Annotated in this window: 17 protein-coding genes; 11 read left to right on the top strand and 6 right to left on the bottom strand. The window is 67.0% G+C overall.

Translation table 11 applies throughout. From position 1 onward, the window contains the following. From tgt to fabV, 5 genes are all read left to right on the top strand, one after another. Positions 1-1,131: a tRNA guanosine(34) transglycosylase Tgt gene (tgt, locus tag AC5P74_RS14140; RefSeq protein ID WP_014646826.1), complete on the top strand. Its 1,131-nt coding sequence runs from the start codon at positions 1-3 to the stop codon at positions 1,129-1,131. A 133-nt stretch (positions 1,132-1,264) separates the two neighbouring features. After that, positions 1,265-1,609, top strand: coding sequence for a preprotein translocase subunit YajC (yajC, locus tag AC5P74_RS14135; protein WP_005416201.1), 345 nt, complete (start codon positions 1,265-1,267; stop codon positions 1,607-1,609). A 61-nt stretch (positions 1,610-1,670) separates the two neighbouring features. Continuing rightward, on the top strand, positions 1,671-3,527 hold the full coding sequence (secD, locus tag AC5P74_RS14130; RefSeq protein WP_053501057.1) for a protein translocase subunit SecD: 1,857 nt from the start codon (positions 1,671-1,673) through the stop codon (positions 3,525-3,527). A 16-nt stretch (positions 3,528-3,543) separates the two neighbouring features. Further along, positions 3,544-4,524 carry a protein translocase subunit SecF gene (gene secF / locus AC5P74_RS14125; protein WP_065185182.1) on the top strand — a complete coding sequence of 327 codons (981 nt, stop codon included), beginning with the start codon at positions 3,544-3,546 and terminating at the stop codon, positions 4,522-4,524. A gap of 721 nt (positions 4,525-5,245) precedes the next feature. Beyond that, positions 5,246-6,505: an enoyl-ACP reductase FabV gene (gene fabV, locus AC5P74_RS14120; protein ID WP_005416204.1), complete on the top strand. Its 1,260-nt coding sequence runs from the start codon at positions 5,246-5,248 to the stop codon at positions 6,503-6,505. A gap of 114 nt (positions 6,506-6,619) precedes the next feature. Here the strand turns inward: fabV and AC5P74_RS14115 are convergent, their stop codons facing one another. From AC5P74_RS14115 to AC5P74_RS14105, 3 genes are all read right to left on the bottom strand, one after another. After that, the gene (locus AC5P74_RS14115; RefSeq protein WP_005416205.1) at positions 6,620-8,689 is read right to left on the bottom strand and encodes an EAL domain-containing response regulator; all 2,070 of its coding nucleotides are present in this window, start codon (positions 8,687-8,689) and stop codon (positions 6,620-6,622) included. Positions 8,690-8,780: 91 nt separating this feature from the next. Further along, positions 8,781-9,965 (bottom strand): BaiN/RdsA family NAD(P)/FAD-dependent oxidoreductase, encoded by a 1,185-nt coding sequence (locus AC5P74_RS14110; RefSeq protein WP_206620129.1) that lies wholly within the window; start codon positions 9,963-9,965, stop codon positions 8,781-8,783. After that, positions 9,962-10,510 carry a YaeQ family protein gene (locus tag AC5P74_RS14105; protein WP_005416207.1) on the bottom strand — a complete coding sequence of 183 codons (549 nt, stop codon included), beginning with the start codon at positions 10,508-10,510 and terminating at the stop codon, positions 9,962-9,964. The genes AC5P74_RS14110 and AC5P74_RS14105 overlap by 4 nt, the downstream gene beginning before the upstream one ends. A gap of 124 nt (positions 10,511-10,634) precedes the next feature. Here AC5P74_RS14105 and AC5P74_RS14100 point away from each other — a divergent pair, with 124 nt between their 5' ends. After that, positions 10,635-11,504 (top strand): pseudouridine synthase, encoded by an 870-nt coding sequence (locus tag AC5P74_RS14100; RefSeq protein ID WP_171958455.1) that lies wholly within the window; start codon positions 10,635-10,637, stop codon positions 11,502-11,504. Between the two features lie 13 nt (positions 11,505-11,517). Here the strand turns inward: AC5P74_RS14100 and AC5P74_RS14095 are convergent, their stop codons facing one another. Further along, entirely contained in the window at positions 11,518-12,006 is a 489-nt protein-coding gene (locus tag AC5P74_RS14095; RefSeq protein ID WP_111097299.1) for a YaiI/YqxD family protein, read from the bottom strand. A 302-nt stretch (positions 12,007-12,308) separates the two neighbouring features. Here AC5P74_RS14095 and AC5P74_RS14090 point away from each other — a divergent pair, with 302 nt between their 5' ends. The 4 genes from AC5P74_RS14090 to AC5P74_RS14075 all read left to right on the top strand — a co-directional run bounded on the left by AC5P74_RS14090 (position 12,309) and on the right by AC5P74_RS14075 (position 16,281). Next, on the top strand, positions 12,309-12,518 hold the full coding sequence (locus AC5P74_RS14090) for a cold-shock protein (protein ID WP_005416210.1): 210 nt from the start codon (positions 12,309-12,311) through the stop codon (positions 12,516-12,518). 186 nt (positions 12,519-12,704) lie between these two features. Then, a complete protein-coding gene (locus tag AC5P74_RS14085; RefSeq protein WP_053500891.1) occupies positions 12,705-13,394 on the top strand; it encodes a glutathione S-transferase family protein in 690 nt (229 codons plus the stop codon). Between the two features lie 32 nt (positions 13,395-13,426). Further along, the gene (locus AC5P74_RS14080) at positions 13,427-14,992 is read left to right on the top strand and encodes a protein adenylyltransferase SelO (protein ID WP_346608153.1); all 1,566 of its coding nucleotides are present in this window, start codon (positions 13,427-13,429) and stop codon (positions 14,990-14,992) included. Between the two features lie 752 nt (positions 14,993-15,744). Continuing rightward, positions 15,745-16,281 carry an adenine phosphoribosyltransferase gene (locus AC5P74_RS14075; protein WP_005416213.1) on the top strand — a complete coding sequence of 179 codons (537 nt, stop codon included), beginning with the start codon at positions 15,745-15,747 and terminating at the stop codon, positions 16,279-16,281. A 92-nt stretch (positions 16,282-16,373) separates the two neighbouring features. On the opposite strand, the gene dbpA is transcribed toward AC5P74_RS14075, so the two are convergent. Then, positions 16,374-17,750, bottom strand: coding sequence for an ATP-dependent RNA helicase DbpA (gene dbpA, locus AC5P74_RS14070; RefSeq protein WP_346608152.1), 1,377 nt, complete (start codon positions 17,748-17,750; stop codon positions 16,374-16,376). 102 nt (positions 17,751-17,852) lie between these two features. Continuing rightward, positions 17,853-18,932 carry a YeiH family protein gene (locus tag AC5P74_RS14065; RefSeq protein WP_164263342.1) on the bottom strand — a complete coding sequence of 360 codons (1,080 nt, stop codon included), beginning with the start codon at positions 18,930-18,932 and terminating at the stop codon, positions 17,853-17,855. Positions 18,933-19,034: 102 nt separating this feature from the next. Here AC5P74_RS14065 and AC5P74_RS14060 point away from each other — a divergent pair, with 102 nt between their 5' ends. After that, positions 19,035-19,910: a LysR substrate-binding domain-containing protein gene (locus tag AC5P74_RS14060; protein ID WP_346608151.1), complete on the top strand. Its 876-nt coding sequence runs from the start codon at positions 19,035-19,037 to the stop codon at positions 19,908-19,910. Positions 19,911-20,030 lie beyond the last annotated feature (120 nt).

Below are 20,030 nucleotides of genomic sequence, written 5' to 3'. Positions count from 1 at the left end.
ATGTCCCGACTGCAGTTCCAGCTCCAGACCCGCGATGGCCGTGCCCGCCGTGGCCGCCTGACCTTCCCGCGTGGCACGGTGGAAACGCCGGCCTTCATGCCGGTGGGGACCTATGGCTCGGTCAAGGGCATCCTGCCGGACCAGGTGCGGGCGCTGGGCGCCGAGATCATCCTCGGCAACACCTTCCACCTGTACCTGCGCCCCGGCCTGGACATCATCGCCGACCACGGCGGGCTGCACGGCTTCTGCCGCTGGGATGGCCCGATCCTGACCGACTCCGGTGGTTTCCAGGTGTTCTCGCTGGCCCATCGACGCAAGATCACCGAGCAGGGCGTGACCTTTGCCTCGCCCACCGACGGCGCCCGGGTGTTCCTCGGTCCCGAGGAGAGCATGAAGATCCAGAAGGTGCTCGATTCGGACATCGTGATGATCTTCGACGAGTGCACCCCGTACCCGGCCACCGAAGACGTTGCCCGCCGTTCCATGGAGCTGAGCCTGCGCTGGGCCCAGCGCAGCCGCAACGCGCATGACGAGCTGGGCAACGACGCGGCCTTGTTCGGCATCGTCCAGGGGGGCGTGCACACCGACCTGCGCAGCCGCTCGGCCGACGCCCTGCAGGCGATCGGCTTCGACGGCTACGCCATCGGCGGCCTGGCCGTGGGCGAGCCGGAGCACGAGCGCAACGCCATGCTCGACCACCTGGATCCGGAGCTGCCGGGCGACCGCCCGCGTTACCTGATGGGCGTGGGCCGGCCGGAGGACCTGGTCGAGGGCGTGGCACGCGGCGTGGACATGTTCGACTGCGTGATGCCGACCCGCAATGCGCGCAACGGCCATTATTTCACCTCGTTCGGCACCGTCCGCATCCGTAATTCCCAGTACGCGCGCGACATGGACCCAATCGAGCCGGGCTGCGGCTGCGTGGCCTGCACCGGTGGCTATACCCGTTCCTACCTGCGCCACCTGGACCGCTGCAACGAGATGCTGGCGCCGATGCTGGGCACCCTGCACAACCTGTTCTATTACGAAAAGCTCATGGCCGACATCCGTGCGGCCATCGAGGCGGGAACCTTCCTGGCCTTCCGTGAGTCTTTCTACGCGGCACGCGGGGCGGTGGCCCCGCCCCTCTGACCCGGACGCCCCCTGCCGAACGGCCCAAGGACGAACGCCCGGGGCCGTGGCATACTTCAAGGCTGACCCAGATCCGCGGTCGACACCCCCGCCCCTCAAGGGACGGGAGCGCCGCCCAACCAAAGGACCAACGATGAACCTGCTTGCTTTCCTGATTCCCGCCGCCCACGCCCAGGCCGCCGGCGGCCAACCGCAGGGCATGGGCCTGACCACGCTGCTGTTCCCGATCATCCTGATCGCCATCATGTACTTCCTGATGATCCGCCCGCAGATGAAGCGGCAGAAGGAGCACAAGGCCATGCTGGAGAAGATCAAGCGCGGCGATGAAGTGCTGACCAACGGCGGCATCGCCGGCAAGGTCACCGACATCGGCGACCACTTCATCACCGTCGAAGTGGCCGACAACGTGCGCATCCGCGTGCAGAAGGGCGCTGTCGGCAGCGTGCTGCCGACTGGCACCCTGGATTCGGCCAAGTAAGCCACTCCCTTTCCGAAGCACAACCGCGGCGCCGGGGATGGCGCCGCGCGGGACCCAAGCAATGCTCGAATTTCCACGCTGGAAGTACGTCGTCATCCTGATCGTACTGGCGCTCAGCGCGCTGTACGCGCTGCCCAACATCTACCAGAAGGACCCGGCCATCCAGATCACCGCCAACCGTGGCGGGCAGATCGACGATGCGCTGCGCGACCGTGTGCTGGCCGATCTGAAAAAGGCCGGCATCGCCACCATCGGTGCCGAAAAGGAAGGGGAAAGCCTGATCGTCCGCCTGTCGGACCTGAAGTCGCAGTCCGCTGCCAGCGACGTCCTGCGTGACACCGTCGGCGAGAAGTACACCGTGGCGCTGAACCTGGCTTCGACCGTGCCCGACTGGCTGGCCAACCTCGGCGGTCGCCCGATGGTGCTGGGCCTGGACCTGCAGGGCGGCGTGCATTTCGTGCTGCAGGTCGACCAGAAGGCTGCCCTCGACAAGCGCCTGGATGCCTATACCGAAGACGTGCGCAGCACCCTGCGTGACGCGCGCATCGCCTACCAGTCTGTGGAACGCCGCGCCGATAACAGCATCGTGGCCAACCTGAGCCCATCCGCCGGCGATGACGCCGCGCAGCGCGCCCGCGCCGCGCTGGTGAAGGCGCAGCCGACCCTCGGCTACGACGTCAGCGGCAACCGCATCACGGTGACCGTGCCCGATACCGAGATCGCGCAGATCTCCAATGGTGCCATCGAGCAGAACATCAACACCCTGCGCAACCGCGTGAACCAGCTCGGCGTGGCCGAGCCGATCATCCAGCGCCAGGGTGCCGACCGCGTGGTCGTGCAGCTGCCCGGCGTGCAGGACACCGCCGAAGCCAAGCGCATGATCGGCGCCACCGCCACCCTGGAGTACCGTGCGGTGGTCGAGGGCAATGCGCAGGACGCCATCAATTCCGGCCGCATCCCGCCGGAAGCGAAGGTCTACCAGCAGCGTGACGGCCGCGGCCCGATCCTGCTGAACAAGCGCGTGATCGTCACCGGTGACCAGATGGTCGGCGCGCAGGCGGTGACCGATTCGAACAGCGGCTCGCCGGCGGTCAGCGTGACGCTGAACAACGTCGGTGGCCAGCGCATGTTCGACTTCACCAGCGCCAACGTGAACAAGCCGATGGCGGTGGTCTACACCGAGCGCGTGCCGACCGTGACCGTCGTCGACGGCCAGGAAGTGCGTGGCTTCAAGGTCAACGAGGAAGTGATCTCGGTGGCCAACATCAACGGCGTGTTCGGCAAGAACTTCCAGACCACCGGCCTGCAGAAGAAGGAAGCCGAAGACCTGGCCAAGCTGCTGAAGTCGGGTTCGCTGGCTGCGCCGATGGACTTCGTCGAGGAGCGCGTGGTCGGCCCGAGCCTCGGCGCCGAGAACGTCAAGAACGGCATGCGCGCGGTGGTGTTCGCGTTCCTGTTCACCCTGGTGTTCTTCAGCGTGTACTACCGCATGTTCGGTGTGATCACCTCCGCAGCGATGCTGTTCAACCTGCTGATCGTCGTGGCGGTGATGTCGCTGTTCGGTGCGACCATGACCCTGCCGGGCTTTGCCGGCCTGGCGTTGTCGGTTGGCCTGTCGGTGGACGCCAACGTGCTGATCAACGAGCGTATCCGTGAAGAGCTGCGAGCAGGTGTGCCGGGCAAGACGGCGATCGTGACCGGTTACGAGCGTGCCTCGGGCACCATCCTCGACGCCAACCTGACCGGCCTGATCGTCGGCGTGGCGCTGTTTGCATTCGGTACCGGTCCGCTGAAGGGCTTCGCGCTGACCATGATCATCGGTATTTTCGCCTCCATGTTCACCGCGATCACCGTGTCGCGTGCGCTGGCGACGCTGATCTACGGCCGTCGCAAGAAGCTCCAGAACGTGGCCATCTGACGGGACGACACGCACAATGAAACTGTTTCCGCTGCACATCCTCCCGAACGACACCAAGATCGACTTCATGCGCTGGCGCCATGTCGCCATGGCAGTCACCATCGTGGTGTTCCTGGCCTCGGTCGCCATCATCGGCATCAAGGGCTTCAACTACGCGCTGGACTTCACCGGCGGCACCCTGATCGAAGCCCGCTTCGACAAGGCGGTGGATGTTGAGCAGGTCCGCACCAAGCTCGAGCAGAGTGGCTTCGAAGGCGCCCAGGTGCAGAGCGTGGGTGGCAACACCGACCTGCTGATCCGCCTGGCCCCGCACGGCGAGCATGCTCCGGGTACCGGCGACGCCGCCCACGAGGACAAGGCCACGGCCGCTGCCGTGGTGAAGGCGTTGTCCACTGCCGACAATCAGGCCACCGTGCTCCGCAACGAGTTCGTGGGCCCGCAGATCGGCAAGGACCTGGCGATGAATGGCCTGTATGCCACCATCTTCATGCTGGCCGGCTTCCTGATCTACATCGCAGTGCGCTTCGAGTGGAAGTTCGCGGTCACCGCCAGCATCGTGGCGATGTTCGACCTGATCGTGACGGTCGCTTACGTGTCCCTGCTGGGCCGTGAGTTCGACCTGACCGTGCTGGCCGGCCTGCTGTCGGTGATGGGCTTTGCGATCAACGACATCATCGTGGTCTTCGACCGCGTCCGCGAGAACTTCCGCAGCCTGCGCGTGGATTCGATGGAAGTGCTGAACCGTTCGATCAACCAGACGCTGTCGCGTACGGTGATCACTGCGGTGATGTTCTTCCTGTCCGCGCTTGCCCTGTACCTGTACGGCGGCAGCTCGATGGAAGGCCTGGCCGAGACGCATATGATCGGTGCGGTGATCGTGGTGCTGTCCTCGATCCTGGTGGCAGTGCCGATGCTGACGATCGGTTTCCTGCGCGTCAGCAAGCAGGACCTGCTGCCGAAGGCGAAGGACGTTGAGGCCCTGGCCCGTCGCCCGTAAGCGTTCGCGCTGCACCCAACCCACAGAGAACCCCGCGCAAGCGGGGTTTTTTGTGTTGCAGGGCTTGCAGCCCTGCACCCACGGTAGTGCCGGCCGCTGGCCGGCAACAGCAACAGCAACAGCAACAGCAACAGCAACAGCAACAGCAACAGCAACAGCAACAGCGTGCGTTCCGTGGGTGGGCGGGGCGGTGTCGGAGCGCGGGGACGCCGCAAGTACGTCCGTGTAGGCTTGGCAGCCGCATCCATGCGGCTGACACCCCGCACTCCGACACCGACCCACCTTCGACGGGTTCACGCGGCTGTCGGTAGGTGTCGACCTTGGTCGACACATCTGTTGAAGCCGGGGTCAGATCCGTTTTCCGCAGGAAAACGGATCTGACCCCAAGAGCTGTTCCGACAGATCGCGGAAGACTGTCAAAGGCGGGGTGGGTCCGGTTGCGGGGGTGTCCGCGGCATGGATGCCGCGGCCAAGCCCCCAAGGATGGGTTAACGGCGTCCCCCGCAACCGGGCCCACCCCGCCAACCCACAGGAACCCAGCTTCTGCCGTTGACGTTGCCTCTGCGGGTGCAGGGTGCAACCCTGCAAAAGAAACACCACCCTACGCCAGCGTCGGTTGTGCAATCCTCCCCCGCGCACTACGATCCTGCGGTTCGCGCGCGTGCGCGCCCTTACTCCTGCTGAGCGCCCCGCGCGCCGCATCTGCCAACCCGAGGTATCCATGGTCATCAAACCGCGCGTCCGCGGCTTCATCTGCGTCACCACCCACCCGACCGGCTGCGAGGCCGCGGTCAAGCAGCAGATCGACTACATCCGTGCGCGCCCGCCGATCCAGAACGGTCCCAAGCGTGTGCTGGTGATCGGCGCCTCCACCGGCTACGGCCTGGCTGCGCGCATCACCGCTGCCTTCGGCAGTGGTGCTGCCACCCTCGGCATCTTCTTCGAACGCCCGGGCAGCGAGACCAAGCCGGGTACCGCGGGCTGGTACAACTCGGCCGCGTTCCACAAGTACGCCGACGAAGCCGGCCTGTACGCCAAGAGCATCAATGGCGATGCCTTCTCCGATGAAGTGAAGGCGAAGACCATCGAAATGATCAAGGCCGATCTGGGCCAGGTCGACCAGGTTGTCTACAGCCTGGCCGCGCCGCGCCGCAAGCACCCGAAAACCGGCGAGATCATCAGCTCCACGCTGAAGCCGATCGGCGAGCCGATCACCCTGCGCGGGCTGGATACCGACAAGGAAGTGATCACCGAGACCACCCTGCAGCCGGCCACCCCGGAAGAAATCGCCGGCACCGTCGCGGTGATGGGCGGCGAGGACTGGCAGATGTGGATCGATGCGCTGGCCGATGCCGGCGTGCTGGCCAATGGTTGTACCACCACGGCCTTCACCTACGTGGGCGAAGAGATCACCCAGGCGATCTACTGGAATGGCTCGATCGGCGCGGCCAAGAAGGACCTGGACACCAAGGTGCTGGGCCTGCGCGAAAAGCTGGCGAAAATCGGCGGCGACGCACGCGTGTCGGTGCTGAAGGCCGTCGTGACCCAGGCCAGCTCGGCCATTCCAACCATGCCGCTGTACCTGTCGCTGCTGTTCAAGGTGATGAAGGAAAAGGGCACCCACGAAGGCTGCATCGAGCAGCTCGACGTGCTGTACGACATCCTTTACGGCGGCAAGTCCGATGGCGTGGCGGTCGATCGCCTGCGCCACGACCTGGTCGATGGCGACGGCCACACCGTCGCGCTGGTCGATGAGGAAGGCCGCCTGCGTGCGGACTACAAGGAAATGGCCGCAGACGTGCAGGGCAAGGTGGTCGCGCTGTGGCCACAGGTGACCAACGAGAACCTGTACGAAATCAGCGACCTGGCCGGTTACAAGGCCGACTTCCTGCGTCTGTTCGGTTTTGGCGTGGAGGGCGTGGACTACGAGGCCGACGTCAACCCGGACGTGAAGATCGGCAACCTGGTCGACATGACCTGATCAGGCAGAAGGCCGGCGAAAGCCGGCCTTCTGGTTTGTGTAGAGCCGAGCCATGCTCGGCTGCTCTTCGCTTGAGTCCCGCAGCCGAGCATGGCTCGGCTCTACAGAGAGGCGTTACCCGAATTCGAACCCCATCTCCGGCAATGCCGGGCCGACAAAGTCGCCCTGCACGTAATCCACGCCGGCACTGAACAGCAGCGTCATCGAGTTGGCATCGCTGACGAATTCGGCGATGGTGCGGATGCCCGCTTCCTGAGCACGCGCAGTGATCTGGCTGATGCGGTCGATGTTCTCGCGGGTGGCAGCCAGGTCGCTGGTGAAGCCCCGGTCCAGCTTGAGGAACTGCGGCTGGAAGTGGGCCAGCAGCTGGAACGAGTCCAGCCCGGAACCGAACTGCTCTAGGCCGATGCGGCAGCCCAGTGGCGCCACTTCGGCAAGGAATTGCTGTGCACTGCGCAGGTGGGTGAACACCTTCGCTTCCGGTGCATGCAGCCACAGCCGTTCGCCGGGCACGCCCTGTGCCTGCAGTTCGCGGTGCAGGGTGGCGATCATCTGTGGGTCATCGAACGATTCCGGCGTGACCTTCACCAGCACCTGGGTGGCATGACCCGCACGTGCGCGTTCACCCAGCACCGCGATCGCCTGCGAGACCACCCAGCGGTTGATGTCGGCCAGCAGGCCGTGTTCCTCGGCGATGCCCAGGAACGCGGTCGGGCTCAGCAGCTCGCCATTGTTTTCCAGGCGCAGATAGGCTTCGTACAGCTCCAGTGGTTCGCCCTGCAGGTTCAGCACCGGCTGGTAGTGAAGCTGGAAACCGTCGCCGGCCAGCGCCTCGCGGATGCGCGCCACCCAGCGCTGCACACGCTCTTCCTCGACACGGTCGGCGGCAGCCGGGTCGAAGATGCGGCAGGTGTTACCCAGCTCGGCTGCAGCCTGGGTGCATTCGCTGGCGCGCGCCAGCACCTGGCCGATGCTGGCGATCTTCTCACCGACCTGTACGCCACCGATGCTGACCGTCACCGTGGCCGAGCGTGCGCCGATGCTGAAGACGTGCGCGGCGTAGGCTTCTCGGATGCGCTCGGCCAGCGCCACGGTCTGTGCGTAGGGTCCGGCCTGCAGCACGGCGAAATTGTGTTCGCCGAAACGGGCCAGTTGCGCGTCCTCGCCAACCACTTCGGCCAGCAGGGCGGCGAGGGCGCCGATCAGGGTATCGGCCGAGGCCAGGCCGATATCCGGCAGCAGGCGCGCGTAGTGGTCCGGCTCGATCAGCAGCAGGCCGAACTGGCCCTCGCTGCGCCCGGCCTGGGCCACCGCGCTTTCCAGCTGCAGCATGAAGGTCGGGCGATTGAGCAGGCCGGTGACCTGGTCGCGCTGGCGCAGGTCCTCGACCTCGCGTGCCAGCTCGGGGTCGAACTCCATGCGGCGGCGGAGCACCACCTGCAGGCAGGACTCGCCTTCGTAGGTGGCCGCCGCAAATTCCATCGTCGCCGGGAACGCACTGCCGTCCTGGTGGCGCGCGTCGAGCTGGTACTGCGGCGGCGGCGCCTCGCCACGGCTGAGGCCCTTCAGCAGCTGCTTGAAGCCCTCCACGTGTTGGGCAGCGACCATGTCCAGCAGCGAAATGCCTTCGATGTCGTCGAATTGCTCGTAGCCGAACATCTCCAGATAGGCGTCGTTGGCGCGGATGTGCATGCCTTCATGCACGTAGGCGATGGGGTCGCGCGAGGAGGCGATCAGCGCGTCGCAGCGGCGCTCGGTCTCGCGCATCTGCGCCTCGATGCGGCGCAGGCCGCGGCGTGCCTGCAGGTCGACCCACTGGTCGCGGACCACGGCGAGCAGGTGCTCGGGGCGCTGGCGCAGGGCGAGGGCACGGATGCCATGGCTGCTGGCCTGCACCAGTTCGTCCTCGTCGATGCGCTCGGCCAGCAGCACCAGCGGGATGTCCTTGCCGCTGGCGGCGATGTGCTGGGCTGCCAGCTGCAGCGGAATGCCCTGCGACGGCGAGGCCAGCACCAGGTCGATGGCCTGGCTGGTCAGCACCTGGGCCAGCTCGGCCGCATCCTGCGGGCGCCACGGGCGTACCGCGATGCCGCTGTTGCGCAGGGTGCTGACGATGGCTTCGGCATTCTCGCCGCTGTCATCGACGATCAGCAGGCGGATGGTGATGTCGTTCGCGTTCTGCATGCACTGCTCCCCAATCTGCGAATCTAGATACACGATGCGCGGCGAACCGTCCATGCGCGTACCCCTTGCGCGCATGGAACGGCGAAGTGGTTCACACCACGCCGCCCGCTGCGTGGCCGCTGGCCCAGGCCCATTGGAAGTTGTAGCCGCCCAGCCAGCCGGTCACGTCCAGCACCTCGCCAACGAAGTGCAGGCCGGGGACGCGCTTGGATTCCATCGTTGAGGATGACACTTCGGCGGTGTCCACGCCGCCCAGGGTGACCTCGGCGGTGCGGTAGCCTTCGGTGCCGCTGGCCACCAGCGGGAATGCGCCCAGCAGCTGCGCAGCCTGGCGCAGCACCGGCTCGTCCAGCTGGCGCACGGGGCGGTCGGGCAGCCAGTGCTCGCACAGGCGCTGCGCCAGCCGCTTCGGCAGTACCTCGCCCAGCACCGTGCGCAGCTCGGCGGCGGGGCGGTCGCGCTTCATCTGGCGCAGCCACTCGCCCGCATCCTGGCCCGGCAACAGGTCCAGCTCCAGCGCATCGCCGGGCCGCCAGAACGAAGAGATCTGCAGGATGGCCGGACCGCTCACGCCACGGTGGGTCAGCAGCATGAAGTTCTGGAAGCTCTTGCCGTTGCAGCGCGCCTCGATCGGTAGCGCCACGCCGCTGAGGTCGGCCAACCGTTCCTGGTGCTTGCCGCTGAGGGTCAGCGGCACCAGCCCGGCGCGGGTCGGCAGCACCTGGTGGCCGAACTGGCGGGCCACTTCATAGCCAAAGCCGCTGGCCCCCATGCTGGGAATCGACAGGCCGCCGGTGGCAACCACCAGCGAGGCGCAATGGAACAGCCCGTGCGTGGTGTGCACGCGGAAACCATCGTTGCCGTGCTCGATGCGCTGCACGCTGCAGTCGGTACGGATCTGCACGCCGGCCGCCTGGCATTCGTCCACCAGCATTTTCACGATCTGCTTGGAGGAGACATCGCAGAACAGCTGCCCCAGTTCCTTTTCGTGATACGCGATGCCGTGCTTGTGCACCAACTCGATGAAGTGCCAGGGCGTGTAGCGGGCCAGCGCCGACTTGCAGAAGTGCGGGTTGGCCGACAGGAAGTTGGCCGGGGTGGTGCCGGTGTTGGTGAAGTTGCAGCGGCCACCGCCGGACATCAGGATCTTCTTGCCGACCTTGTTGGCATGGTCGATCACCTGCACCTGGCGGCCGCGCTGGCCAGCCGTGATCGCGGTCATGAGCCCGGCTGCGCCGGCGCCGATGACCACCACGTCACAACGGATCGTGCTCATGCCTTGGCGCGCTTGCGCCAGGTCGGGATCACGTCGAGCTGCATCTGATCGTTGAGCAGCTGCACTTCACCGTCCTGGATCAGCACGCTCCAGCGCATCGCGCGCTGGATCTGCTGGCCCCACAGTTCTACGAAGGCACCGTCGAGGTCGACCACCGAGAGGTTGTCGAAGCGCGCCAGGCCCTTGCCCTGCTTGCCCCACCAGATCTCCGAGGCGTTGCCGCCATAGTTGACCACCTGCACCTGGCGGCTGCGGTTGCTGGCCTTGCGGATGCGCGATTCGTCCGGATGGCCCAGGTCGATCCACTGCAGGATGTCGCCGGTGTAGTCGTGTTCCCACAGATCGGGCTCGTCATCGGTGCTCAGGCCGCGGCCGAACTCCAGGCGGTCGCCGGCGTTCAGCGCGAAGGCGAGCAGGCGCACCATCAGGCGCTCGTCGGTCTCGGACGGATGCTGGGCCAGGGTCAGGTTGTGGGTCGCGTAGTAGCCGCGATCCATGTCGCTGATCTGCAGTTCGGCCTTGCGGATGGTGGCGGTAAGAGCCATGGGGGGTCCGTGGACTAAAGAAGACAATGATAGAGGTTTGCTCCGGGGGTGTCCGTGGCTGGGCTGTCTGCATGCCGTCAACGGTGGCACTCTTGAGGTCTTTCCTGTGGCCGGAGTGGACGCCATGAGCCTGCCCAGCCGGTTGCAGCTGCCGCCCGGCCCCTGGGCCACCCTGCTGGATGGCCTGTGTGCACGTTTCCCGCGCATCGCGCGCGCGCAATGGCAGGATCGCTTCGCGCGTGGCCGTGTGCTGGATGCGCAGGGCAGGGCGCTCACTGCGGACATGCCCTGGCAGGTCGGGCGGGAGATCCAGTACTTCCGCGAGGTGGCCGACGAACCGGTGATTCCCTTTGTCGAGACCATCGTCCATCTGGATGCGCACCTGCTGGTGGCCGACAAGCCGCATTTCCTGCCGGTGACACCTGCGGGTGGGCATGTGCGCGAGACGCTGCTGGCGCGGCTGGTCGCCCGCACCGGCAATGCCGATCTGGTACCGCTGCACCGGCTGGATCGGCTGACGGCCGGGCTGGTGCTGTTCTCGACCCAGCGAGCGTCGCGCGATGCTTACCAGCGCCTGTTCCGTGAGCGGCGCATCGAGAAGACCTATGAGGCCCTGGCGCCGGCGCTGCCGGGGCTGGCGTTTCCGTTGCAGCGGGACAGCCGGTTGGTGCCGGGCGAGCCGTTCTTCCGCATGTCCGAAGTGCCCGGTGAGCCCAATGCGCGCAGCCGGATCGAGCTGATCGAGGCCGAAGGGCCGATCTGGCGCTACCGGCTGCTGCCGGAGACCGGCCGCAAGCATCAACTGCGCGTGCACATGGCCATGCTGGGGGCGCCGATCATGGGTGACGACCTGTACCCGCAGCTTCGGCAACGTCCGCCGAACGTCGCCGAGGCGCCGCTGCAGCTGCTGGCGCGGGCCCTGGCCTTCGACGACCCATTGAGCGGCGAACGACGGGCATTCAGCAGCGGCCGCAGCCTGAGCCTTCCGGCTTAGCGCGGCCAGGCGCTCAGCGGGCCGGGCGTCGCGCCAGCCAGCGGTCCAGCTCGGCGGCGAACAGCTGCCGGTCGCGGGGACCCAGGGGCGGCGGTCCGCCGGTCTGGACCCCGGCGCCGCGCAGTTCCTCCATGAAATTGCGCATCGACAGCCGCTCGGCCATGTTGTTCGGGGTGTACAGCTGGCCGCGCGGGTTCAGCGCCACGGCCTTCTTCTCCAGCACCAGCGCAGCCAGCGGGATGTCCTGCGTGACGACCAGGTCTCCGGCGGCGACCCGCTCGACGATGGCGCTGTCGGCCACATCCAGCCCCTGCGGTACCTGGATCGAGCGCAGCCAGCGCGATGGCGGGGTGCGGATCCACTGGTTGGCGACGAGGGTCAGCTCGATCCCGACCCGTTCGGCGGCCCGGAACAGGATGTCGCGAATGACGGTGGGACAGGCGTCTGCGTCCACCCAGATGCGAGGGGGCGCGTATTCAGCGGGGGTTTCAGCTTCAGTCATTTCCCCAGTGTAGGGTAGGAAAAACCTGAATGGGGGCTCGGGGTTAGCCGCGATTGGCTGCCAACCCTTGTCACGCCTAGCGGGTGACGTGTTCCCATGAACGTCGGGACTATCGCTTTTTGCAGAAAACACGCGTATCGTGCGACCCACTGTGTTTGCTAGGGTCACCGTGAATCGTGGCCTGGTGCAGTTGATCTCACGATCCGCTCATCGATCCGCTTTACCAACGCCTGCAACTCAGTCTCGGCCCCGATACCCGGTGGCTGCGATTTTTTTCAACATGTGTTTCAGGAGTTAGTAAAATGTCTGAACGTCAGACCGGCACCGTCAAGTGGTTCAACGACGCCAAGGGCTTCGGCTTCATCACCCCGGAAAGCGGCCCGGACCTGTTCGTGCACTTCCGCGCGATCCAGGGCACCGGCTTCAAGACCCTGCAGGAAGGCCAGAAGGTTACCTTCATCGCCGTCCAGGGTCAGAAGGGTATGCAGGCTGACCAGGTGCAGGCGGTCTAATCCGTCTGCTACCGTTGGGTAGCCAGAACGCCGGAAGCGAGAGCTTCCGGCGTTTTTTATTGCCCGCTGTTTTTTGTAGAGTCGAGCCACGCTCGACTGTTCTCAAGGACAGTGGAGCAGGGCTCGACTCTACAAAGGGCATGCAGCCGGCGCGGTAGGATGGCGGCCTTCCCAAGGATCGTCCCCATGCGCATTGTTCATCACCTGGAAAACTCCCGTTCCCTGCGCGTGCTGTGGATGCTGGAGGAGTTGGGGCTGGACTACGAACTGCGCCGCTATCCGCGCGATCCGAAGACGCTGTTGGCGCCGCCGGAACTGCGCAACGTGCATCCGCTCGGCAAGTCGCCGGTGCTGCAGGATGGCGAGCTGGTACTGGCCGAGTCCGGGGCGATCCTCGACTATCTGGCTGACCGTTACGACACGCAGCGCCAGCTGTCGCCGTCACCGATGCCGGCCGACGGCACCGAACGCATCGCGTACCGCTACTGGCTGCACTATGCCGAAGGCTCGGCGATGCCGCCGCTGCTGCTGACCCTGGTGATGGGCCGCATCCGTAATGCGCCCATGCCATTCTTCGCACGCCCGATTGCACGCAGCATTGCCGACAAGGCCGAGCGGGGCTTCGTTGGGCCGCAGCGGCGCCTGCACCTGGACTGGATGGAGCGCCGCCTGGCCGAAAGCCCATGGTTTGCCGGCGAGCGCTTCAGTGCGGCCGACATCCAGATGAGCTTCCCGATCCAGGCTGCTGCCGCGCGCGGTGGCGGTCTCGACGGCAAGCCGGCACTGCGTGGCTTCCTCAAGCGCATCAGCGAGCGGCCTGCTTACCAGCGCGCCGAGGCCCACGGTGGCCATCTGCAGGCGCTCAGCGGCAATTGAGGCCGGCGGCGGTCGCCCCCACCTCCAGAGTCATGGATACCGACAGCCCCCGTTTCGACAACCGCCTGCTGCATGTCCTGCCGGGTGACCCCGAATCCGGCCCGCGTCGCCGTGAAGTGCTGGGCGCGGCCTGGTCGCCGGTGATGCCGACGCCGGTGGTGGCGCCCACGTTGCTGGCGTGGTCGCCTGAGGTTGCCACGATGCTCGGCTTCGATGCTGCCGAGATCCAGAGCGAAGGCTTCGCCGATGTATTCGGCGGCAACGCGCTGTACGCCGGCATGCAACCATGGGCCGCCAATTACGGTGGCCATCAGTTCGGTCACTGGGCCGGCCAGCTCGGCGATGGGCGTGCGATCTCACTGGGCGAGCTGGTGGCACCCGATGGCCGCCACTGGGAGCTGCAGCTGAAGGGGGCCGGGCCGACGCCTTACTCGCGCGGTGCCGATGGACGGGCAGTGCTGCGCTCGTCGATCCGCGAGTTCCTGTGCAGCGAAGCGATGCACCACCTGGGCGTGCCGACCACGCGCGCGTTGTCGCTGGTCGGTACCGGCGAGGAGGTGGTGCGCGACATGTTCTATGACGGCCACCCGCGTGCCGAGCCTGGTGCCATCGTGTGCCGGGTCTCGCCGTCGTTCCTGCGTTTCGGTTCGTTCGAGCTGCCGGCCTCTCGAGGCGAGACTGCCTTGCTGCAACAGCTGGTGGACACCTGCATCGCCCGTGATTTCCCCGGGCTGGGGGGGCAGGGCGAGGCACGGTACGGCGACTGGTTCGCGCAGATCGCGGTGCGCACCGCCGAGATGATCGCGCACTGGATGCGTGTCGGCTTCGTACATGGCGTGATGAACACCGACAACCTGTCCGTGCTCGGTCTCACACTGGATTACGGCCCCTATGGCTGGGTCGAGGATTTCGATCCGGACTGGACGCCGAACACCACCGACGCCCAGGGGCGCCGCTATCGCTTCGGCACCCAGCCGCAGGTGGCGTACTGGAACCTGAGCCGATTGGCCCAGGCGCTGTCGCCGCTGTTCGCCGATGTCGCACCGCTGCAGGCGGGCCTGGCGGCCTTCCAGTCCACCTTCGTGGCCTGCACGCGTCGCGATGCCGCGGCAAAGCTGGGGCTGGCCGCGGCCGACGATGACGACCTGCAGCTCTACCAGCGCTGGCAGCAGCTGATGCAGGAGGGTGCCATGGACATGACCCTGGCCTGGCGCGCACTGATGCGCATCGACCCGTCGGCAGCGGACGCTACGGTTCTGGACGCGGTGTACTACGACGAGGCGCGGCGACAGGCAGTGCAGGCACCGTTGCAGCACTGGCTGCAGGACTACGCGGAGCGCCTGCGCAGCGATCCGCTGCCGGCCAGCGAACGCGTGGCGAAGATGACGGCGGCCAACCCGCTGTACGTGCTGCGCAACTGGTTGGCGCAGGAAGCGATCGACCGCGCAGAGCAGGGTGACCTCGGCGGTGTGCATGCGCTGCAGGACGTGCTGCGCGACCCATACACCGAACGCCCGGGGCTTGAACACTTCGCCGGCAAGCGCCCGGCGTGGGCCGACAACCGCGCCGGCTGCTCGATGCTGTCCTGCAGTTCCTGAGGCTGGGTTTCGGCAGGGCTGCGCCCTGCACCTGCAGAGGCCAAGTCAACGGCCAGAGCAAAAGCCGGATCCCGTGGCTTGGCGGGGCGGTGTCGGAGTGCGGGGACGCTGCAAGTACGTCCCTGTAAGCTTGGCAGCCGCATCCATGCGGCTGACACCCCGCACTCCGACACCGCCCCACCTCCGACAGATTCCTGCTGCTGTGGGTAGATGTCGACCTTGGTCGACACGGTAGATCCAGGCCATGCGTGGATGCTCTTCATTCAATTCTCGAAATATTCGATTTCGATGGAGATTCATCCGTGCATGGCGTGGATCCACGACAGATCGCAGGACTCTGTCGAAGGCGGGGTGGGTCCGGTTGCGGGGGCGTGAGCGCCATGGGCCCGAGGCATGCCTCGGGCGGGTTGGGCAGGACGCCCAACCCCGGTCTTGCCGTGTGCGCAGGACAGCGCACACGAGCAAGCGGCGACCGAGCTTACATGGGTGAGGGCGCTTTGCTTGCGAAGCATTGCTTCGCAAGCGCCCGAACGCACAGCCGCCAGCGGCTGGGCCGGGCCCCGGAGGGGGACTTGCAGCGGCCCCCGCCACCGGACCCACCCCGCCATCCCACAGGAAACCCGCTTCTGCCGTTGCCGTTGCCGTTGCTTGAAGCCTCTGCAGGTGCCGGGCGCAGCCCGGCCGAACACCCCCAACAGGCAGCCGGCGCCCGGAACGGGTACCCTATGCCGCCATCAGATAGCCAATGTGACATGACCGACGCCATCGTCGCTCCGCAGTGGGCCTCCCGCCTGCGCGACATCGCCGACTTCCCCAAGCCCGGCATCCTGTTCAAGGACATCATGCCGCTGCTCGCCCACGGCGAGGACTTCCGCGGCGCGATCACCGCGATGGCCGACCGTTGGCGCGACCAGAAGCTGGACGCGGTGGTCGGCATCGAATCACGTGGTTTCATCCTCGGCGCCGCGATGGCGCTGGAGCTGGGCGTCGGCTTCGTGCCGGTGCGCAAGCCGGGCAAGCTGCCGGGCCAGGTGCTGCGCGAGGAATACACGCTGGAGTACCGCAGCGACTGCATCGAAGTGCACGCCGACGCGCTGCCGGGCGGTGCCCGTGTCGCGATCATCGATGACGTGCTGGCCACCGGCGGCACGCTGGTCGCTGCGTTGTCGCTGGTGCGCCGCCTGGGTGTTGAAGTGGTCGGCGCCGGTGTGCTGGTCGAGCTCGATGGCCTGGGCGGCCGGGCCCGCTGGGAGGCGGGCTTGCCACTGCACACCGAACTGGTGTTCTGATCGAAGGGTGAATGCCAACCAAGGTTGGCATCTACCAGAGCGAAGAGCCGGGAGCCGGTCGTTGCCAACCGTGGTTGGCAACCCGGCTTCAATCACATCATCCGCACGCGGAAGCGACGGCCCTTGATCTTGCCGGCTTCCAGCCTGGCGACGGCCTTGTTGGCCTGTTCACGCGCGATCGCCACGTAGGAGCGGGTCGGGAAGATCGCGATCTTGCCGATGAACTTGCTCGACAGGCCGGCATCGCCGGTCAGTGCGCCGAGGATGTCGCCCGGGCGCAGCTTGTCGGTCTTGCCGCCGTCAATCCGCAGGGTGCGCATCGCCGCCTGCGGCAACTCGGCCGGGCGCGAGGTCGCCAGTGGCGTCTTCTGCCAGTCCAGTGGCTGACCCAGCTTTGCTTCGATGGCTTCGGCGCGGGTCTTCTCGCGGCCGGCCACCAGGCTGATCGCCAGGCCGCTGGCACCGGCGCGACCGGTACGGCCCACGCGGTGCTGGTAGCTCTCCACGTCGGTCGGCAGTTCGTAGTTGATCACCGCCGCCAGCTCTTCCACGTCCAGTCCGCGCGCGGCGACGTCGCTGGCGACCAGCACGTTGCAGCTACGGTTGGCCAGCCGCAACAGCACTTCCTCACGGTCGCGCTGCTCCATGTCGCCGTGCAGGGCGAGTGCGGAGAAGCCGAACTGCTGCAGCGAGTTGGCCACTTCGTCCACGTCCTTGCGGGTGTTGCAGAACACCACCGCCGATTCCGGCGCGTACTTCAGCAGCAGGCCGGCCAGCGCCTTCTGGCGATGCGCCGGTTCCACCTCGCAGAACAGGTGGCGGATGGCCGGTGCCTGGTCGGCACCTTCCACGGTCACCTCCACCGCGTCGCGCAGCAGGTCACGCGCCATGGCGCGGATGCTGTCGGGGAAGGTGGCGGAGAACAGCAGGCTCTGGCGATCCCTGTGGGTGCGGCCGGCGATCTCGCGGATCGGCTCCTCGAAGCCCATGTCGAGCATGCGGTCGGCCTCGTCCAGCACCAGCGTGCGCACCGCGCCAAGATTCAGCGCGCGCTTTCGTGCCAGCTCCTGCACGCGGCCGGGCGTACCCACCACCACGTGCGGGTCGTGGCCTTCCAGCGAGGCCAGCTGCGGGCCCAGCGGCACGCCGCCTACCAGCAGCAACAGCTTCAGGTTGGGAATGCCGGTGGCCAGCTTGCGGATCTGCTTGCCGACCTGGTCGGCGAGTTCGCGGGTCGGGCACAGGACCAGCGCCTGCACGCGGATCAGGCTGGGGTCGACGGCCTGCAGCAGGCCCAGTCCGAAGGCGGCGGTCTTGCCGCTGCCGGTCGGCGCCTGTGCGATCACATCGTGGCCATCGAGGATGGCCGGCAGGCTCTGCGCCTGCACGGGGGTGAGGGTGGTGTAGCCGAGGGCGTCCAGGCCGGGCTGCAGGGCCGGGCTCAGCGGCAGGGTCGAGAAGTCAGTCATGGCGCATTGTACCTGCCTGCGCGGCAGCGCCCGTCCTGGGCCGCCATCCACGCATGGCGTGGATCTACGGGTGGGTGCCGACCGTTGGTCGGCACGCCTTGCTCAGCCCAGCACCGCCAACACACCCTGGTGGATCGCCAGGCCACCGAACAGCAGCCAGGCGAACAGGATCAGCGCCAGCAGCAGTGGCTTCAGGCCGGCCTGGCGCAGCGCCGAGACATGGGTGGTCAGGCCCAGCGCGGCCATCGCCATCGCCAGCAGCACGGTATCCAACTGCACCAGCCCGGCCTGCAGGCTGGCCGGCAGCAGGTGCAGTGAATTGAAACCGGCCACTGCCACGAAACCGAACGCAAACCACGGCACTACGATGCGCGCCTTGCTGCCGTCGGCGCTGGCCTTGCCGCCACGCGCCAGCCACAACGACAACACGACCAGGAACGGCGCCAGCAGCATCACCCGCACCATCTTGGTGATCACCGCGGTATCGGCGGCGGCTTCGCTGACCGTGCGGCCGGCGGCCACCACCTGGGCCACTTCGTGCACCGTCGCACCAGTGAACAGGCCGTACTGCCGCGCATCCATCGCCAGCCAGCCGTGCGACTGCACCAGCGCATACAGCGCCGGGTACAGGAACATCGCCAGCGTGCCGAACACCACGACGGTAGAAACCGCGACAGTGACCTGCGCAGCGCGGCCACGCACCACCGGTTCGGCGGCCATCACCGCTGCCGCACCGCAGATCGCGCTGCCGGCGCCGATCAGCATTGCCGCCTCGCGTTCCATCTTGAACACACGTACGCCCAGCCAGCAGGCCAGGCCGAAGGTGCTGGCGACCACCAGCACGTCCATCAGCACGCCGCTGACGCCGACATGGCCGATGTCCTGGAAGGTCAGGCGCAGGCCGTACAGCACGATGCCGGCGCGCAGCAGCCAGTGCTTGGAGAAGCCGACACCGGCCGCGCTGCTCGGCGCCAGCCGCGGGTAGAGGGTGTTGCCGACCACGATGCCGGCCACGATGGCGACGGTCAGTGCACTCAGGCCATGCGCCTGCAACCAGGGAAGCTCGGCCAGGTACAGCGATGCCGCCGCGATCAGGCCCACCAGCAGAAGGCCGGGCAGGCGCGGCTGCCAGCGTTGGCGCAGGGCGGGCAGCGACCAGGAGGAGAGAGCGGGGGCGTTCATGGCAGGGGTAGGGCTGTAGTGACGGGGCAAGCGTGCGCCTTCGTCCCTGACCTGTAAAACGAATAATATGGGTGAAACCTACCTATCAAGCGGGTAAATGCCATGCGCCTGACCTTGCGCCAGCTGCAAGTCTTCGTCGCCATCGCCGACCACGGCAGCACCACCGCCGCCGGCCAGGCCATCGCGCTCTCGCAGTCGGCCAGCAGCGCCGCCCTGCAGGAACTGGAGGCGCACTTCGGTACGCCGCTGTTCGACCGCATCGGCCGTCGCCTGGCGCTGAACGGGCACGGCCGCGCACTGCTGGAGCCGGCGCGCACCCTGCTGGTCAATGCCGCTGATCTGGAGCGGCAGCTGGCCGCCGGCGGAGACCCGTCGCAAGGGGCACCGCTGCGGTTGGTACTGGCCGCCAGTACCACCATCGGCAACTACCTGCTGCCGCAGCGCATCGCTGAACTGCTGCGGCAGGCGCCGCAGGCCGAAGTCGACCTGCGCATCGACAACAGTGCTGGCGTAGTCGCCGCCGTGCAGCGCCTGGACGCCGACGCCGGCCTGATCGAAGGCCCGTGCCATGAGCGCGGTTTGCAGGTCACGGCCTGGCAGCAGGATCCGCTGGTGATCGTCGGTGCCGCCCACGCCCCCCCGCGCTGGTCGCTGGACGAACTGCGCCGTGCCCGCTGGCTGCTGCGCGAACCCGGCTCCGGCACCCGCGAAGCAGTGGAACAGGCGCTGTTGCCGCACCTGCGCGGCTTCGCCCAGACCCTGCAGCTGGGCAATACCGAAGCGATCAAGCAGGCCGCCATCGCCGGTCTCGGCCTGGCCTGCCTTTCCCGCCACGCGCTGGAAGAGCCGCTGGCCCTGGGCCGCCTGCGCGTGCTGGAGACCCCGCTGCCGCCCCTGCAGCGCACCCTGTGGTTGGTACGCCACCCGGGCAAGCAATGGCTGCCGGGCCTACAGGCGTTGCTTGGGGAGGTGGGGTAATTCATCAGATTCCCATGTGTCGACCAAGGTCGACACCCACCAGAGCAGAATGCCGTTCCGACAGATCGCAGAAACCTGTCGAAGGCGGGATGGGCCCGTTGCGGGGGCGTGAGCCGCATG

This window comes from Stenotrophomonas sp. YJH_SMC_94-11, assembly GCF_059370435.1.
This window is presented reverse-complemented; position numbering and strand designations above follow the sequence as displayed.

What these genes read in the sequence shown, in the direction of transcription:
- AC5P74_RS14100 (WP_171958455.1), top strand. Translation starts at nt 10,635, where the DNA reads ATGAGCCTGCCCAGCCGGTTGCAGCTGCCGCCCGGCCCCTGGGCCACC.
- AC5P74_RS14115 (WP_005416205.1), bottom strand. Translation starts at nt 8,689, where the DNA reads ATGCAGAACGCGAACGACATCACCATCCGCCTGCTGATCGTCGATGAC.
- secD (WP_053501057.1), top strand. Translation starts at nt 1,671, where the DNA reads ATGCTCGAATTTCCACGCTGGAAGTACGTCGTCATCCTGATCGTACTG.
- AC5P74_RS14075 (WP_005416213.1), top strand. Translation starts at nt 15,745, where the DNA reads ATGACCGACGCCATCGTCGCTCCGCAGTGGGCCTCCCGCCTGCGCGAC.
- AC5P74_RS14060 (WP_346608151.1), top strand. Translation starts at nt 19,035, where the DNA reads ATGCGCCTGACCTTGCGCCAGCTGCAAGTCTTCGTCGCCATCGCCGAC.
- AC5P74_RS14080 (WP_346608153.1), top strand. Translation starts at nt 13,427, where the DNA reads ATGGATACCGACAGCCCCCGTTTCGACAACCGCCTGCTGCATGTCCTG.
- tgt (WP_014646826.1), top strand. Translation starts at nt 1, where the DNA reads ATGTCCCGACTGCAGTTCCAGCTCCAGACCCGCGATGGCCGTGCCCGC.
- yajC (WP_005416201.1), top strand. Translation starts at nt 1,265, where the DNA reads ATGAACCTGCTTGCTTTCCTGATTCCCGCCGCCCACGCCCAGGCCGCC.
- dbpA (WP_346608152.1), bottom strand. Translation starts at nt 17,750, where the DNA reads ATGACTGACTTCTCGACCCTGCCGCTGAGCCCGGCCCTGCAGCCCGGC.
- fabV (WP_005416204.1), top strand. Translation starts at nt 5,246, where the DNA reads ATGGTCATCAAACCGCGCGTCCGCGGCTTCATCTGCGTCACCACCCAC.
- AC5P74_RS14105 (WP_005416207.1), bottom strand. Translation starts at nt 10,510, where the DNA reads ATGGCTCTTACCGCCACCATCCGCAAGGCCGAACTGCAGATCAGCGAC.
- AC5P74_RS14085 (WP_053500891.1), top strand. Translation starts at nt 12,705, where the DNA reads ATGCGCATTGTTCATCACCTGGAAAACTCCCGTTCCCTGCGCGTGCTG.
- AC5P74_RS14095 (WP_111097299.1), bottom strand. Translation starts at nt 12,006, where the DNA reads ATGACTGAAGCTGAAACCCCCGCTGAATACGCGCCCCCTCGCATCTGG.
- AC5P74_RS14090 (WP_005416210.1), top strand. Translation starts at nt 12,309, where the DNA reads ATGTCTGAACGTCAGACCGGCACCGTCAAGTGGTTCAACGACGCCAAG.
- AC5P74_RS14065 (WP_164263342.1), bottom strand. Translation starts at nt 18,932, where the DNA reads ATGAACGCCCCCGCTCTCTCCTCCTGGTCGCTGCCCGCCCTGCGCCAA.
- secF (WP_065185182.1), top strand. Translation starts at nt 3,544, where the DNA reads ATGAAACTGTTTCCGCTGCACATCCTCCCGAACGACACCAAGATCGAC.
- AC5P74_RS14110 (WP_206620129.1), bottom strand. Translation starts at nt 9,965, where the DNA reads ATGAGCACGATCCGTTGTGACGTGGTGGTCATCGGCGCCGGCGCAGCC.